Source organism: Paraburkholderia hospita (genome assembly GCF_002902965.1).
Lineage (GTDB): Bacteria > Pseudomonadota > Gammaproteobacteria > Burkholderiales > Burkholderiaceae > Paraburkholderia > Paraburkholderia hospita.
Window position 1 is genome coordinate 741,495 of record NZ_CP026107.1, and the last position, 16,175, is coordinate 757,669.

15 protein-coding genes are annotated in these 16,175 nt (G+C 62.1%); 11 read left to right on the forward strand and 4 right to left on the reverse strand.

Annotation, left to right across the window (positions count from 1 at the left end; translation table 11 throughout):
* Positions 1-201 precede the first annotated feature (201 nt).
* From C2L64_RS36530 to C2L64_RS36545, 4 genes are all read left to right on the forward strand, one after another.
* Positions 202-1,119 carry a sterol desaturase family protein gene (locus C2L64_RS36530; protein ID WP_009770864.1) on the forward strand — a complete coding sequence of 306 codons (918 nt, stop codon included), beginning with the start codon at positions 202-204 and terminating at the stop codon, positions 1,117-1,119.
* Positions 1,120-1,384: 265 nt separating this feature from the next.
* Positions 1,385-2,413, forward strand: coding sequence for an aldo/keto reductase (locus tag C2L64_RS36535; protein ID WP_007733625.1), 1,029 nt, complete (start codon positions 1,385-1,387; stop codon positions 2,411-2,413).
* A gap of 160 nt (positions 2,414-2,573) precedes the next feature.
* Positions 2,574-2,978 carry a response regulator gene (locus C2L64_RS36540; RefSeq protein WP_007733624.1) on the forward strand — a complete coding sequence of 135 codons (405 nt, stop codon included), beginning with the start codon at positions 2,574-2,576 and terminating at the stop codon, positions 2,976-2,978.
* Positions 2,979-3,286: 308 nt separating this feature from the next.
* Positions 3,287-4,447: a porin gene (locus C2L64_RS36545; protein WP_009770865.1), complete on the forward strand. Its 1,161-nt coding sequence runs from the start codon at positions 3,287-3,289 to the stop codon at positions 4,445-4,447.
* Between the two features lie 24 nt (positions 4,448-4,471).
* On the opposite strand, the gene C2L64_RS36550 is transcribed toward C2L64_RS36545, so the two are convergent.
* Positions 4,472-5,644 carry a porin gene (locus C2L64_RS36550; protein WP_039902609.1) on the reverse strand — a complete coding sequence of 391 codons (1,173 nt, stop codon included), beginning with the start codon at positions 5,642-5,644 and terminating at the stop codon, positions 4,472-4,474.
* 211 nt (positions 5,645-5,855) lie between these two features.
* Entirely contained in the window at positions 5,856-6,422 is a 567-nt protein-coding gene (locus C2L64_RS36555; RefSeq protein WP_009770867.1) for a TetR/AcrR family transcriptional regulator, read from the reverse strand.
* A gap of 172 nt (positions 6,423-6,594) precedes the next feature.
* On the opposite strand from C2L64_RS36555, the gene C2L64_RS36560 reads away from it, so the two are divergent.
* The 6 genes from C2L64_RS36560 (at position 6,595) to C2L64_RS36585 (ending at position 11,329) form a co-directional block, all read left to right on the forward strand.
* The gene (locus tag C2L64_RS36560; protein WP_009770868.1) at positions 6,595-7,083 is read left to right on the forward strand and encodes a DinB family protein; all 489 of its coding nucleotides are present in this window, start codon (positions 6,595-6,597) and stop codon (positions 7,081-7,083) included.
* Positions 7,084-7,224: 141 nt separating this feature from the next.
* A complete protein-coding gene (locus C2L64_RS36565; RefSeq protein ID WP_007733617.1) occupies positions 7,225-8,106 on the forward strand; it encodes an RNA polymerase sigma-70 factor in 882 nt (293 codons plus the stop codon).
* 197 nt (positions 8,107-8,303) lie between these two features.
* Positions 8,304-8,783 (forward strand): carboxymuconolactone decarboxylase family protein, encoded by a 480-nt coding sequence (locus C2L64_RS36570; protein ID WP_007733616.1) that lies wholly within the window; start codon positions 8,304-8,306, stop codon positions 8,781-8,783.
* Between the two features lie 63 nt (positions 8,784-8,846).
* Positions 8,847-9,254 (forward strand): cupin domain-containing protein, encoded by a 408-nt coding sequence (locus tag C2L64_RS36575; RefSeq protein WP_009770869.1) that lies wholly within the window; start codon positions 8,847-8,849, stop codon positions 9,252-9,254.
* 110 nt (positions 9,255-9,364) lie between these two features.
* Positions 9,365-10,366: a LysR family transcriptional regulator gene (locus C2L64_RS36580; RefSeq protein ID WP_009770870.1), complete on the forward strand. Its 1,002-nt coding sequence runs from the start codon at positions 9,365-9,367 to the stop codon at positions 10,364-10,366.
* A 207-nt stretch (positions 10,367-10,573) separates the two neighbouring features.
* Complete coding sequence (locus tag C2L64_RS36585) at positions 10,574-11,329, forward strand: SDR family oxidoreductase (protein ID WP_009770871.1); 756 nt, start codon at positions 10,574-10,576, stop codon at positions 11,327-11,329.
* A 59-nt stretch (positions 11,330-11,388) separates the two neighbouring features.
* Here C2L64_RS36585 and C2L64_RS36590 read toward each other — a convergent pair whose 3' ends face one another.
* Positions 11,389-12,501 carry an alpha/beta fold hydrolase gene (locus C2L64_RS36590; RefSeq protein ID WP_039902626.1) on the reverse strand — a complete coding sequence of 371 codons (1,113 nt, stop codon included), beginning with the start codon at positions 12,499-12,501 and terminating at the stop codon, positions 11,389-11,391.
* 187 nt (positions 12,502-12,688) lie between these two features.
* Between C2L64_RS36590 and C2L64_RS36595 the strand changes: the two genes are divergently transcribed.
* Positions 12,689-14,407, forward strand: a complete 1,719-nt coding sequence (locus tag C2L64_RS36595; RefSeq protein ID WP_009770873.1) for a PQQ-binding-like beta-propeller repeat protein — start codon at positions 12,689-12,691, stop codon at positions 14,405-14,407.
* A 21-nt stretch (positions 14,408-14,428) separates the two neighbouring features.
* Here C2L64_RS36595 and C2L64_RS36600 read toward each other — a convergent pair whose 3' ends face one another.
* On the reverse strand, positions 14,429-16,168 hold the full coding sequence (locus C2L64_RS36600; RefSeq protein ID WP_009770874.1) for an FAD-dependent oxidoreductase: 1,740 nt from the start codon (positions 16,166-16,168) through the stop codon (positions 14,429-14,431).
* Between the last annotated feature and the right edge of the window lie 7 nt (positions 16,169-16,175).

Consider the following 16,175-nt stretch of genomic DNA (forward strand, 5'->3'; position numbering starts at 1 on the left):
CGTGGCCATTTTCCGCGCCTCGAAAAAACCCCCGAAAGCCCCGTCCCACAAGGCGTCGCGCGCCGTGACATAGGGTGAAATAACTTCCGCATAGCCTGTAACGACGGCCATCACTACAGTTCGCATATCGGATGCGATGCACTGACTGATCCAAGACCCACCGCAGACGATACCTCCCGCCACAACCGTTATGGCATCGTCATGGAACACTTCGGAAAACTCCCTCTTTACGCTTCGGCCGTCATCGTATTCGTGTCGTTGATCGAAGCAGTCGTGCTCAGCAGAAAAAACCGCAGCACCGCGACTCCGTTCGCGTGGTACGAAGTCTGGATTTCGCTGTTCGACCTGGTCGGACGCAAGCTGCTCGCGTTGTTGCCGCTCTCGCTCGCGACGCCGGTTTTCGCGCTCGCGTGGGACCATCGCCTGTTCACTGTGTCGATCAATAGCGCGCTGATGGTGTTCGCGCTCTTCATCGGGCAGGAGTTCTGCTACTACTGGTATCACCGCGCATCGCACCGTATGCGCTTCTTCTGGGCGACGCATGCCGTGCATCACTCGCCGAACCAGCTGACGCTTTCCACTGCCTATCGGCTCGGCGTGACAGGCAAGCTGACGGGCTCGGCCATGTTCTTCACGCCGCTCGTGTTCCTCGGCGTGCGCCCTGAAGTCGTGCTGCTGACGCTCTACATGAACCTGCTGTACCAGTTCTGGCTGCATACGACGTGGGTGCCGAAGCTCGGCTGGCTCGAATACGTGTTCAATACGCCGTCCGCGCACCGTGTGCATCACGCGTCGAACGTCGAGTACCTCGATGCGAACTACGGCGGTGTGCTGATCATCTTCGACCGTCTGTTCGGCACCTATGTCGAAGAACGCGCCGAAGAACCCTGCCGCTACGGTCTCGTCACGCCGACCACGTCGCGCAATCCGTTCGTCGTCGAGTTCGAGCATTGGGCCACGCTGATTCGCGATGTCGTGACGGCGAAGAGCGTGTGGATCGCGATCAATCACGTGATCCAGCCCCCGGGCTGGCTGCCCGATGGCGGCGGCGAAACGACGGAAGAATTGCGCAGCAAGAGCAAGCTGGTGCGTAGCGAGGTCGAGACCGTCAACGGTTGAGGCAGTGGTGAGAAGCGGGGCGCGCAGTGAGATGCGCGCCCCGTTTGCTTTTTGTGATTCTGGTCAGGCGCTCCGCTTGCTCATCTCATTTGCATGCGAGTATTCATTCTGGATATTCGCGTGCTTCTTCTTTCAATTGAATGACGTCGGCCAACACGCCTGCACGCGACGGGCCGATGGGGTAGTCTATGGACCTGATCATTGCGCTCGCATCGAAGCTTGCGAGCGGTTCGCATCATTCAACCGATTCATCAATGAGGCCAACATGGAATATCGTCACCTGGGCGCGTCTGGATTCAAGGTGCCCGTACTCAGCTTCGGCACTGGCACATTCGGCGGCAAAGGCGAATTCTTTCAGGCGTGGGGCGCGACGGATGTCGCCGAAGCACGCAAGCTCATCGATGTCTGTCTCGACGCCGGCGTCACGATGTTCGACACCGCCGACATCTATTCGAACGGTTCATCGGAATCGATTCTCGGCGAGGCATTGAAAGGGCGTCGCGACAAGACCATCATCTCGACGAAGGCCACGTTTCGCTTCGATGAAAACGATCCGAATGCCGTGGGCTCGTCGCGTTTCCACCTGATCCAGGCAGTCGATGCGGCGCTCAAGCGTCTGCAAACCGACTATATCGATCTATTCCAGCTGCATGGCTTCGACGCGAAGACGCCCGTGGAAGAAACGCTCTCCACGTTGAACGATCTCGTGCGCGCGGGCAAGATCCGCTACACGGGCGTGTCGAATTTCTCAGGGTGGCATCTGCAGAAGTCGCTCGATGTCGCGGACCGTTATGGTTATCCGCGATACGTGGCGAACCAGACCTATTACTCGCTGATCGGACGCGACTACGAATGGGAACTGATGCCGCTCGGCATCGACCAGGGCGTGGGTGCGGTCGTATGGAGTCCGCTGGGCTGGGGCCGTCTGACGGGCAAGATCCGTCGAGGCCAGCCGCTGCCGGACCAGAGCCGCTTGCACAAGACAGCCGACATGGGCCCGCCCGTGCCCGAGGAATACCTGTATCGCGTTGTGGATGCACTGGATGCGATCGCCGAAGAAACGGGCAAGACGATTCCGCAGATCGCGTTGAACTGGCTGCTGCAACGGCCCACTGTTTCGACGGTACTGATCGGCGCGCGCAACGAGGAGCAATTGCGTCAGAACCTCGGTGCGGTGGGCTGGAATCTCACGCAAGAGCAGGTCGCGAAGCTCGATGAAGCGAGCAAGGTTCGGCCGGCGTACCCGTACTGGCATCAGGAAGGATTCGCGGAACGCAATCCGTTCCCCGTTTAAGTCAAGCGGATTGCATCGTCGGGCCGGTGCATCATCGGGTTCGAAACGGAACGCGGCGCCGGCTTTCGGTTTCCTTCGACAGCAATGTATCCAGGCGCGCTCGAACGTCACGAAGCGGACGCGAGCGCTGTGCATCGAATGGTCATGAGCGAGGCCAGATATGCCAACAGTGCTGCTTGTAGATGATGACGTTGAAACGCTGGACGCATGGCAGGGCGTGTGCGAAGCGCATGGCTATGCGACCTGTCTCGCCGAAGATGGGCGCGTCGCGCTGGATATGCTGCGCGAGCGCGATGTGGATGTCGTCGTCGCGGACTGGCGAATGCCGGTGATGTCGGGCAGCGTGCTGTGCCATCACGTGCGCCACGAGCAGAACCTGGCGGAGATCGTGTTCATTCTCGTATCGGGCGAGCCGAGCCCGCCCGCGTTCGTCTATTACGACGGCTTTTTGCGCAAGCCGCTGGACCCTACGGATCTGCTGTCGGCAATGGACCGGCTGTTGCTCGAACGCGCCGCCGATGGTCGTCGCAGACGAAACATTTCTACCGCGCCGAAGAACGGATAGCCAGTCCATGCTAATCACGTGCAATGCGTGGTTAGCTTGCAGTACGCTTTTTTCGCCTTTGAGCACGCGTCTGTGCTCTTCTTGTCAGCCAATCACAAAAGCACTTTTATCTGTCTGAAAGTAATCCGGCATCGGCATGCGTTGCTTTTGCGTTGCACGACTGCGCCGTTCAGCGCCGGATATTTTTGACACTCCTATGATGAAGACGCTGCTGAGTCTGGCGCGTGCGAGGTTGCCAAACCATCGCCCGTTCTTTTATGATCGCGCGCCAAAAACTCTTCACAGCTACATCACGGAGCCAAACCAACATGAAGAAATCTTTACTCGCCCTCGCAACATTCGGTGTTTTTACCGCTTCCGCGCATGCGCAAAGCAGCGTGACGCTCTATGGTCTTATCGACACCGGTCTGGTGTACACCAATAACCAGCAGGGCCACAGCAACTGGCAGATGGTGAGCAGCTCGACGCAGAATACGGTCTTCGGGCTCAAGGGTTCGGAAGATCTCGGCGGCGGCTTGCATGCCGTGTTCAAGCTCGAGCAGGGTTTCTTGCTGAACAACGGCGCGCAGGCATTTTCGGGCAGTGCCTTCGGTTCGCAGGCGTGGGTCGGCCTGCAAAGCGATCCGTACGGCACCTTGACGTTCGGCCGGCAGTTCGACGCAATGAACGACCTCGTCGGGCCGCTGACAGCCGAGTTCAACACGTGGGGCGGCAGTATGGCCGCGCATCCGTTCGAGAACGACAACCTCGCTGCGAACTCCGTCGTCATCAACAACTCGGTCAAGTACACCAGTCCGACGTGGAGCGGCGTCACGCTCGAAACGATGTATAGCTTCAGCAACAAGGCAGGCGACTTCGCGAACAATCGCTCGTATGGCTTCGGCGTGTCGTATGCGATGGGCCCCGTGAATCTCGCCGCGGGATACCTGCAGTTCAACAATGCGGGCAACGGCAGCGGCGCGACCACCTCGTCGGATACGAGCGCGAACTTCATCGCGGAACGGCAACGCATCTGGTCGGTTGGCGGCAATTACACGTTTGGCCCGGCGACGGTCGGTCTCGTGTGGAGTCATTCGCAGATCGACAACGCGGCGGGCGTGTTCTCGTTCGGCACGGGCACCTATCTCGGTGCAAACGATTCGTCGGCGGGAACGCTGGCCGGTTCGTTGCGACTCGATAACTACGAGGTGAACGCGAAATACGCGCTGACACCGGCGTTGAGCGTCTCGGGCGCATACACGTACACGCACGGCGCGTACAACGGCTCGTCGCCGGGATGGAATACGGCGATGCTGCAAACGGACTATGCGCTCAGCAAGCGCACCGACTTCTACCTTGAAGGCGTCTATCAGAGCGTGCATGGCGCACCGACGGGTTCGGTGCTCTCGCACGCGATGATCAACACGCTGTCGCCGTCGTCGACGGATACGCAGGTTGCCGTGACGGTTGGCCTGCGTCACGCGTTCTGATCCGTGTGACGTAGTGAGCGGGCGTCAGAACAGATGCCGCAAGCCAACGCGCACGGCAAGCTGCGAATTGGCGCCCGTTCCCGAATTGCCGATAAAGCTCGAACTCGCACCGATCTCCGCCTGAACGGGCACCTCGTGGCCGTTGACGACGTTGCTGCCCGATGCCTTCTGATAGATGGCAAGTGCATAGACATCGGTTCGTTTCGACAGTGCATAGTCGACGAAGCTGTTCAGCTGATGCCATTTGCCGCTGAACTCGCCGCTCAGGTCGGAGAACGTGTAACCGAGCCCGCCGCTGACTGCGTTCGTGAACGCATACTTTCCGCCCACTTCATAGTTGTTCACTGTCGATTCATGTGACGCGATCTGCGTGAGTTGCGTATGCGTCCAGTTGCCCCATACCTTGCCGCGCCCAATCAGATAGCTGCTGCCGATGCCGAAGGTGCGCAGATCGCGCAGCGGCCCCGTATTGATGTTCGCGATGTTCGCCGTGAATGCCGGTGTCGCGCTGCCGGGAAAGCGGATATCGGTGTACGCCGCGCCGATCGCGAACGGACCCGGCGTGTAGTTGACGCCGGCGCTAAATGTTCTCGACGAACCTTGAGTCGTCGTGGTGCCCGTGGTCGTGGTGGGTGAACCTGAGAACGCGCCCGCCTGATTCGAAAAGCCGTAGAGCACGCCGAACGTCAGGCCGTTGAAGTTCGCGCTGCTGAACTTGACCGAGTTGTTGATGCGGCTCGATGTCAGTTGATCCAGATCGTTGATGTGATAAGCGTAGTTGCCGGCCGGCGTTTCGTGGCCCATCGCGTAGTTGTGGATGTAGTCTCTGGACAGCGAGTACTGCCGGCCGAACGTCAATGAGCCAACGCCGTTCTTGTTCAATCCGACCCAGGCTTGTCGTCCGAATAGCGCGCCGCCTTGCGAGATCGTGCCATCGCCGGAATTGAAACCGCCTTCGAGTGTGAAGATGGCCGAGAGGCCGCCGCCGAGATCTTCCTTTCCGCGAATGCCCCAGCGGCTGCCTTGCGCGACGCCGTCGGCATATCGGACGAGAGAGCCGTGTCCGGTAGACGTGGCAACGTGGTTCGCATAGGTGATGCCCGTATCGATCAATCCATAGAGCGTCACGCTGCTTTGCGCGTGCGCGACGGAACCGACCAGGCTCAATGCCACAGTGGCAACAGTTCTTTTTAACATCCCAATTCCAGTCATTAAAAGAGTTCAGCGATTGATCGCTCGATCGATCTCTGTTCGATATGTCGACGGGAATATAACGGATGGCAAAAAATTTGTCGTAAGGCAGAGCGGACTGGCACTTCAATGCGTGCCGTGCATTTTCTAAAGCAACGGCAGTTAAAGAAAACGTATCTGCGGCGGAAGCGCTATATGCCGGAGAGGAGAGGAAAACCTATTGGAGATATCGAACGATAAGCCGTGTAGTCTCGTCGACGAGCGCGCCAAACGCTTCGTCAGTGAGACGATCCGCATGATGCACGACGGCCGTATGCGTTAGTGCCTCGATCGACGTCACGCACACGAACGTCGCAAGCCCAAGGTTCATTGTGCGGAACTCGTCGCGATGAGCATCGAGATAGCCTCTGAACAGTGCATACGTTTCTCCACCTAATAGCGCCGATTCCTCCGTTCCGCCCGTGCGCGGAATCTGCTCGGCGAGTACGCGGTGCAATTCCGGATCGATACGGTGTGCCTCGATCGCGGCGAGCACGAGCTTGCGCACTGCCTGTTCCATCGGTAGCGCGGCGACTTCAGCCAGCGTCTCACGGACAACCTGCATGAGTTCCTCGCCGTGACGCTGCACGACAGCCGCGACAAGCGCCTCTTTGCTGGGAAAGTACTGATACAGCGAGCCGACGCTCACGCCCGCCTTTTCGGCGATGCGGTTGGTGCTGGCCTTGTCGAAGCCGTCCTTCACGAGAATGCGAGCGGTTGCTTCGATCAAGGCATCAACCGTCACGCGCGATCGCTGCTGAGACGCGTGCTTTCTTGGTTTTGTGAGTGGTTTTCGCGCCATTTTCTGCGCTCCAAATGCGAGTAGGTAATACGAGCAGTCGCTCGTATTATGCATCTTGTGATTCGAATCGCAATGTCGAAACCAACCAGGATCAACGCGAAAAAGGAGAGGTCACATGGCGTGTCAGTCATACTCGCAACTCGTTGCAATCAAACGATGGGCCGACCGCGGACTCTGCGATGTCGTGAGCCGCGACTTCGATAAGTTAAGCAAGGAAGACGCTTTCATCATGCTTCGCATCCTCGACCATATCCATGCGGTCGACAGGATTTTTCAGCATCATCTGCAGGGCGTGCCGCACGTGTTTCAGGCGCCGCGATCGGCAAACATGCCGGAACTCACCGCGCTTGTAGACGGCATCAGAGAAGCCGACGACTGGTACGCGTCATACGTGGACGCGATGACGGAGCACGACTTCGAACAGCCTGTCGATTTCGTCTTCACCAGCGGAAAGCCCGCGCGCATGCGGCGAGGCGAGATCGTTCTGCATGTCTGCCTGCATGGCACCTATCATCGCGGCAACGCGGGCGCGCTTCTTCAACTGAGAGGCCTCACGCCGAGCCGCGATGCGATCACGGACTTCCTGGAAGACGCGGCGGCTTGAGTTGTCTGCCCGATTCTTCATATCAACCGCGCCCCATCTACCATCCTCGTAGCGCATCCGTGGCAAACTCCAGCTTTGCCATCTCTGCTCTTTCACGCCTCGCCCCTTCCGCTTGCCGCGAAGGGGCAGGACACACACTCTATGGACGCCGACGCCCACGCCTTCAACCAGATTCGCCCGCGCCTGCAGAAAATCGCCTACCGGATGCTCAGTTCCGTCGCAGAAGCCGAGGACATCGTGCAGGACGTCTGGCTGCGCTGGCACGCAGCCGACCACGCAAGCATCGACAACGCCGAAGCGTGGCTCGTCTCCGTCACGACGCGCATGTCGATCGACCGTCTGCGTGCCGCCAAGATCCAGCGCGAGCACTACACGGGCATCTGGTTGCCCGAGCCTGAGATCAGCGACTCGCCCGCGACGCCCGAGGAGATGACCGAGCGCGCCGACGACGTGTCCGTCGCGTTCCTGATGCTGCTCGAACGGCTCACGCCCGAAGCGCGCGCCGCGTTCCTGCTGCGCGAAGTCTTCGACGCGGACTATGACGAGGTTGCCGATGCGATCGGCAAGACGGAGTCCGCATGCCGTCAGCTGGTGAGCCGCGCGAAGGCGCAACTGCGCGACGAGCGCCCGCGCTATGCAGTGCCGCGCGAGAAGCATCGCCAGTTGTTGCAGAGCTTTGCGCAGGCGCTCGCGAGCGCGGACTTCCACGCCATCAACGCATTCCTCGCCGAAGAGGCCACCCTGATCGGCGACGGCGGCGGCAAGGTGACGAGCTTCCCGAAGCCGATGGTGGGCGGCCGGCGCATCGCACAGCTTTTCTACGCGGCATTGCGGCGTTTTCCGGGCGAGGTTCATGTCAAGCTCGTGACGCTCAACGGTCAGAGCGCGCTGTTGCGCTATATCGAAGGCAAGCTCGAATCGGCGATGTCTTTCGAAACGGACGGCGAGCGCATCGTCAGCATTCACGTTCAACGCAATCCCGACAAGCTGGCGCGCATCGCCGCCGCATACGGCGAACCCTGAGCGCGCTGCGCGCCGCTGCAATGACTCCGCCCGCCAGCGCCTGATGGCGGGATTGGTGCCGGATGGGCAACACCGTGAGCCCGTCCGCAGGTCTACCGCGGCGCGCGTCACGAACCTACCATGGCGACGTGCGGTTCACCACCGCGAACAGCATCCGTCCCGCACGGATGCGTCCGTCATCGTCGCCAGGAGAAGTCATGACTCAGCGTATCAACTACTTTCACCAATCGCCCGAGCTATCGAAGAAGTTCATCGAGTTCAGCAACCTGCTGAAAGACTGCGCGATCGAAGAACCGATCCGCGATCTCGTCAACATCCGCGCATCGCAGATCAACGGTTGCGGCTTTTGCCTCGACATGCACGTGAAGGAAGCGACCATTCACGGCGAGCGCGCGCTGCGCGTCCACCATGTGGCGATCTGGCGCGAGTCGACGCTGTTCTCGCCGCGCGAACGTGCCGCGCTCGCGTGGACGGAAGTGCTGACCACCTTGCCCGAGCACGGCGTGCCCGACGATATCTACGAGCGCGTGCGTGGCCAGTTTTCGGAAAAGGAACTGTCGGACCTGACGTTCGAAGTCATGGCCATCAACGCCTGGAACCGCGCGAACGTGGCGTTCAAGTTCGTGCCGGGATCGTCCGACAAGGCATTCGGCCTCGACAAGGCGAACCTCGCCTGAGCCGGGGCGCCGTTCTTGTTCAACCTCGGCCTGTGCGGGCCGCGTCCATGTGAGGAGCGCATCATGTTTCGCTCGAAGAGAACTATCGCAGCCCTGCTCGTCATGGCGGGCGCGTTGACCCACCAGGCCCACGCCGAGCCGCCGGCGGCCATCGTGACACCCGTCATGACAAAGCCGCTCGACGACTATCCCGGCAAGGAAGCGTTGATGATCGTGGTCGAATATCCGCCTGGCGCCGTGGACCCGGTGCATCGGCATCATGCGCACGGGTTCATCTACGTGCTGGAAGGATCGATCGTGATGCAGGTCAGAGGCGGCAAGGAAGTCACGCTGACGCCGGGACAGTCCTTCTATGAAGGCCCGAACGATGTCCACACCGTGGGCCACAACGCGAGCCAGACGAAGCCGGCGAAGTTCCTCGTGCTGCTGCTGAAGGACAAGGGCGCGCCCGTTCTGGTGCCGGAGAAGTAACGCGCGGCAGCGGCCTCACGCGTGGCCGCAAAAGAAAATCGGCGGACGATGTCACAAACGGAAGCGCTGAAACGTCTAGTTGGATAAGGACCTCCACTCTTCGCGCTTCCATGTCAGACTACGCACCGCGCCGCTCCGTTACGGGCGCCGACGATCCGATTGCAAGCACGTTTGCAACGAGTTTCGCCGGCGTCGTTTCCTTTCTTGCCGTTGCCAACGAAGGCAGTTTCGCCAGAGCGGGCGATCGCCTCGGCATCGGCCGCTCGTCCGTCAGCCGGAACGTGCAGAAGCTGGAGGCCCAGCTGGATACGCGCCTCTTTCTGCGCACGACCCGCAGCACGTCGCTGACGCGCGAAGGCGAACTTTTCTTCGAGAACTGTCAGGCAGGCGTCGAGCGCATCGTCCAGGCGCTCGAAGAGATGCGCGAGCTGCGCAGCGGGCCGCCGCGAGGGCGGTTGCGCATCTACTCGACGCCGGGCTTCGGGCGCAGGATCGTCGCGCCATTGTTGCGGGGTTTTCACGCGCAGTACCCGGATATCGCGCTGGAGCTGCTGCTCAACGACCGCCCCGCCGACTTCACCGTCGATCGCATCGACGTGTCGTTTCGCGACGGACGCATGGAAGACAGCGAGATCGTCGCGCGTCAACTGATACCCATGCAGATGATCGTCTGCGCGTCGCCCGCGTATGTGGCCGCTCACGGCTTGCCGCGTCATGTCGGTGAGCTGGCCGACCATCGCTGCATCAACCTGCGTACGGCATCGGGGCGCGTCAGGGAATGGGAGTTCAAGGTCGACGGCCTGCCGATGCGCCGCCAGTTGCATGCGCCGCATACGTTCAACGACCCGGATCTGATTCTTCAGTCCGTGCTGGATGGACAGGGCATCGCGCAACTGCCCGGTTATCAGGTGTGCGATCTGCTCGGCGACGGGCGTCTCGTTACCTGTCTGACCCAGTACGCACCCGACGATAGCGGCCACTACATCTGCTATCTGAGCCGCAAGCATCTTCCGGCGCGCATCCGCGTGTTCGTCGATTACATGACGGAGCACACGCGAGCGCTCGACCTGCATTGCCTGACCACGATGGATGCAATGTCAACGGTCGACTGAGCGCGGCGACGTGTCGATTGGTGTCCGCAGGGCAACACGATGGATACCTTCAAAGGTCTACTGCATCGAAGCGCACACACCTACGATGCTTCCTGTACGGACGCCGCGCATCACGGCGAGTCCGGCAAGCAACCGGCAATGACACGTTCTGCCGGCTTCGAAAGCCCGGAGGCGGCGAGTGCGCCGCGCAAGACTTTGGAGGAAATCATGAAGATCGTTGTGATAGGCGGCACGGGACTGATCGGCAGCAAAGTGGTCAAGAATCTGCGCGGGCGTGGTCATGAGGTCATTGCCGCTTCACCTGCATCGGGCGTCAACACGATCACGGGCGAGGGCCTAAGCGAAGCATTGGCAGGCGCGAACGTCGTGGTGGATCTCGCCAACTCGCCTTCATTCGAAGATGCAGCCGTGCTCGAATTCTTCACGACGGCAGGCAAGAATCTGTTCGCTGCGGAAAAGGCGGCGGGCGTGCAGCATCACGTGGCACTCTCGGTCGTCGGTACGGACCGGCTCGCGCAAAGCGGTTATTTCCGCGGCAAGATCGCGCAGGAGAAGCTGATCCGCGAATCGGGCGTGCCTTATACGATCATTCACTCGACGCAGTTCTTCGAGTTTCTCGGCGGCATCGCGCAGTCGGGTGGCGACGGACAGACCATCCGCCTGTCGCCCGCGTACTTCCAGCCGATCGCATCGGATGACGTCGGAGCGGCCGTCGCGGACTATGCCGTCGAAGCGCCGCGTAACGGCGTCGTCGAGATCGCGGGTCCGGACCGCGTGCGGCTTGCTGACATGGTGCAACGCTTCCTGGACGCGACGCACGATTCGCGCAAGGTTGTCGCGGATACCGGCGCGCGCTACTTCGGCGCGGAGCTGAACGACGACACGCTCGTACCCGGTACGAATCCGCGTCTCGGCGCGTTGAACTTCGACGCGTGGTTCTCGCAATCGCAAGCCGCGCGATAAGCGGCTCATACGGTGACGCATATCGTGATCCAGTCGGAGCACGAGGAGCACGAGTTGCGTCACCGCGACGGCATGTCACTCTCGCCAGGACATGACGACGGCATCCGCCCGTCGAACAGCACCGCCATCCCGCAGTCCGATGTCAACATGCGTCGCGCGTCGTGTCCCGCGCCGGGCACTTCGACCACGCGCTGATTCAGCCCGACGGGATACCGGCTTTGCAGGTAATCGAAGTAAGCAAGCCCACGCGCGAGCCGGAACGGACCCTGTGCCATCGCCGCGCAGGAGCGGTCGATAAAGTGCGTGCGCGGGTCCACGTCATCCATTCCAAGCAGATACACGACTTCGCGCTTCGCGTAGCGGGCCTCGATTTGCGCCGCGTCCTGCGAGGCAACATAAGGAGGCGGGTCGACCATGCCGTACTTCCACTCGACAGCGCGTGGACACGCCTGCGTATCGACATGCTGGAAAACACCGCGCGACACGGGACGTTCATCGTCGAAGTACAGATAGCTCGACGGATTCGCGACCACGTACCGCACGCGGATTCCGTCGCGCGCCAGCGCTTCCTCAGCGCGTCCGGCCACGGCATAACGCTGCACCACCTGCGCACCCGCCGAATGCCCGATCACCGTCACAGAAGATAACGCGGGATAGCGCTGCCGGTCGTCGAAGTGTTCGAGCAGCGCATCGAGCGCCGCGAAGGAACTCACCGGCGCGGGGCGGCGCGCGGGCGCGCCTTCTTTCCATCCGGCTTCGGACCACGCGAGCGTGCTGTCAGGCATCTGGGACGCGCGCAGATCGCGCGTCGTCAGAAACTGCGGCGCGACGATCATGCTTCGTGTTGCATCCGCACCGGCAGCTGCGAGTACTTGCTGCCCGGTGGCGAAGTACTTGTCGGCGTTGCGCAGCGTGCCGTGAACGATGATGAATACGCGTGTGACGTGGGGTTCTGCCGCGTCGATGTTGCGATCGGCGTAGAGTGGCAAAGTGCCGTCGCCGTCGCCGTCGGGCGTACGGACGCGCATGGCCTGATCGGCGACATGCGCGACGGGCGCATTCTGTCGCGACGATGTGGTGTTCGCGGCGGCCTGCGCGCAGTTTGCCGCCGTCAATGCCAGAGCGATCCATGCCGCGGCGAGCAACGAGCGGCGTGCCGGTTCCGAAAACATATCGAATGCCTCGTGATGTGACGTACGTGCGTATTTAACGCGCGACGCGGCGTATTCCGTCGCATGAATCGAGCGCGTCGCGGTATGCGAATTGCTCAGTGGTGATGCCGGAAGTCCGCCGACATGCGACTTTCGCCGCTGCAAGGCCGACAATCTTCGCGGTCGCTCGACCGCCTGGGAGATGTCCATGAACCGCTGGCACCGTTCGTTCTCCAATCTGGGCCGCGTGCGGCATGTCGCGATCCTGTGCCTCGTCACGGCGATTTGCGTATCGTGCAGCGGGGGCGGCTCGTCGAACAACGCGAGCACGAACGGCGGGAGCGGCGGCTCGGGCTCGGGCAGTCCGAGCGGTTCGGGCGGGTCGGGTGGCTCAGGCAACTCGGGCGGCACGATGGCAGCAGCAACCGACGTTCTGACCTACCACAACGATCTGGCCCGCACAGGGCAATACCTCGCCGAAACTACGCTTACACCTGCGAACGTCAACGCCACGAGCTTCGGCAAGGTGGGCTTTCTGTCCGTCGACGGTAAAGTCGACGCGCAACCGCTGTATGCCAGCAATGTGTCGGTGAACGGTGCGGCGCACAACGTTGTGTACGTCGTGACCGAACACGCGAGCGTGTATGCGTTCGACGCCGACAGCAACGCCCAGCTATGGCAGCGTTCGCTGCTCGGCGCGGGCGAAACGACCAGCGATCCCCGCAACTGCGCGCAGATTTCCCCTGAGATCGGCATTACGGCGACGCCCGTCATCGATCGCGGACGCGGGACGAATGGTGTGATGTATGCGGTGGCGATGAGCAAGGACGGTGGCGGAACGATTCACCAGCGCCTGCATGCGATCGATCTCGCCACGGGCGCCGAAGCGCTCGGCGGCCCCACGGAAATAGCCGGCAGCTATCCGGGCAGCGGCGCGAACAGCAGCAACGGCGTGACCGTCTTCGACCCGCAGCAATACGCGGAGCGGCAGGCGCTGACGCTGGTCAACGGTAACGTCTATCTGGCGTGGACCTCGCACTGCGACCAGGGCGTCTACGCCGGCTGGGTCATGGCCTACAACGCCGATACGCTCACGCAGACGGGCGCGCTGAACCTGACGCCGAACGGCAGCGGTGGCGCGGTATGGATGGGCGGCGGCGGGATGGCGTCGGACGGGACGTCGCTCTATCTGCTCGATGCAAACGGAACGTTCGACACCACGTTGAACGCGCAAGGTTTTCCATCGAATGGCAATTTCGGCAATGCGTTCGTCAAACTCGGGGCCGCGCCGAATCTCGGCGTCGCGGATTATTTCGCCACCTTCGATACCGTGTCGCAATCCGCGCGCGACGCCGACCTCGGCTCGGGCGGCGCGATCGTGTTGCCCGATCTCGTCGATGCGAGCGGTGTCACGCGGCATCTCGCGCTCGGCTCGGGCAAGGACTCGAAGATCTACGTCGTCGATCGCGACAGCCTGGGCAAATTCAATAGCTCCAGCAATGCGATCTGGCAAGAGATCGACGGTCAACTGATAGGCGGCGTGTTCACGACGGCGGCGTTCTACGGCAACGTCGTGTACTACGGCGCGGTCGGCGACAACCTCAAGGCGTTCCCGGTCAGCGGCGCGCGTCTCGCCACCACGCCCGCGTCGCAAAGCGCGTTCAAGTTCCCGTATCCCGGCACGACGCCGAGCATCTCGGCGAACGGCGCGCAGAACGCGATCGTGTGGGCGGCGGAGAATGGATCGGTGGCGGCGCTGCATGCGTTCAATGCCGCGAATCTTGCGCAGGAGCTGTACAACAGCAATCAGTCCGGTTCGCGCGATACGTTCGGCGCGGGCAACAAATACATCACGCCGATGGTCGCGCATGGGCGCGTGTACGTCGGCACGACGAATGGCGTCGCGGTGTTCGGATTGTTGAAGTAGCGCGGCCGTGTGGCGCGCCTGTTAACACGCGGCCCGCGCCTCGGCCAGCAGACGATGAATCTGCGCGACCACGGCCGCGCCTTCGCCCACTGCGGATGCAACCCGCTTGGTCGACCCCGAGCGCACGTCGCCGATCGCGAAGACGCCGGGCACGCTGGTCTGCAACGACATCGATTGCAGCCCGGCGTCGGGAATGTCGGGCCCCGTCAAAACGAAGTCCTTGTCGTCGAGCGACACGCCGCATGTCTTGAGCCAGCCGGTGTTCGGCTCGGCGCCGATAAAGACGAATAGATGATGCGTCGTCATGCTGCCTTCGATGCCGCCCGCGCCCCGATAGTGCACGCGTTCGAGCCGCGCATCGCCTTGCAGCGCGGTCAGTTCGATGCGCGTGTGGAGCGTCACGTTCGGCAGCGCCAGAATGCGTTCGATCAGATAGTGCGACATGCTGTGTTCGAGGCTCGCGCCGCGTATGAACATATGCACATGCTCGACGTGCGACGCGAGAAACACGACCGCCTGTCCCGCCGAATTGCCGCCGCCGATCAGCAGCACGGGCTCCTTGCGGCACAGACGCGCCTCGATCGGCGTGGCCCAGTAGTAGACGCCGGAGCCTTCGAAGCGCTCCAGCCCCTCGACATCCGGGCGCCGATACTCCGCGCCGCTCGCGATCACGACCGTGCGCGCGGTGATGCGCCGGGCGTCGGTGAGTTCGACGACGGGCGGCTGCTTGTCGCAATACAGGGCCCGGACCTCGCACGGAATGCCGATGTGCGCGCCGAACTTCTGCGCCTGCACGAACGCGCGGCCGGCGAGCGCCTGGCCTGTGATGCCCGTCGGAAAGCCCAGATAGTTTTCGATGCGCGAACTGGTGCCCGCCTGGCCACCGGGCGCGCGGCAATCGAGCGCGGCCACCGACAACCCTTCCGAGGCCGCATACACGGCTGCCGCCAGTCCCGCCGGACCCGCGCCGACAATGGCGACGTCGTACACATGCGCCGGATCGAATTCGGGAATCAGCCCGAGACACGACGCGAGCTGTCCTTCGTCGGGATTGCGCAGCACCGTGCCGTTCGGGCAGAGGACGAGCGGAAAGTCGTCGGGTTGCGGTGTCAGCCGTTCTAGCAGCGCGATCGCTTCGGCGTCCTTGTCGGCGTCGAGCGTCATGTTCGGGAACACGTTGCGGCGCAGGAAGTTCTGCAGCGTGGCGAGCCGCCCGCTGCTGGATGGCCCGACCAGCACGACGCCCTGTCCGCGCTCGATTACCAGAACGCGCCGCAGGATCAGCGCGCGCATGATCTTCTCGCCGAGGTCGGCTTCGCTGATCATCATCGCGCTCAGTTCGTCGGGCCGCAGCAGGATCGCTTCGACATCTTCGACCACATGCGCGTCGACGACGGCTGGCTTGTTGGAGAGCTGCGTGACATCCGACGTGAACTCGCCGCGTTGCGTGTAGGTATGAATAACCCGCTCGTGGCCGAGACCGTCGCGCCCGACTATCCGCACCTTGCCCGACAGCAGCACGAACACACCGGGACAAAGGCTGCCCGCGCGATAGAGCAGGGCGCCCGTCGTGTAGCGTGACCGCGCGCCGAAGCGCCGTATCCGTTCGATTTCCGCTTCCGAGAGGACGGGAAACATCTGCTGGTGCCGCGGATGATCGCGCACGCTCGGGTCTTCGAGGAGATCGCCGTCGAAGAGGTTCGCGTCCGTGGCTGGCTCACGGGCGGGCGCTGCGTCTGACGGCGTTGACTCGTTGCTCATCGCGGAC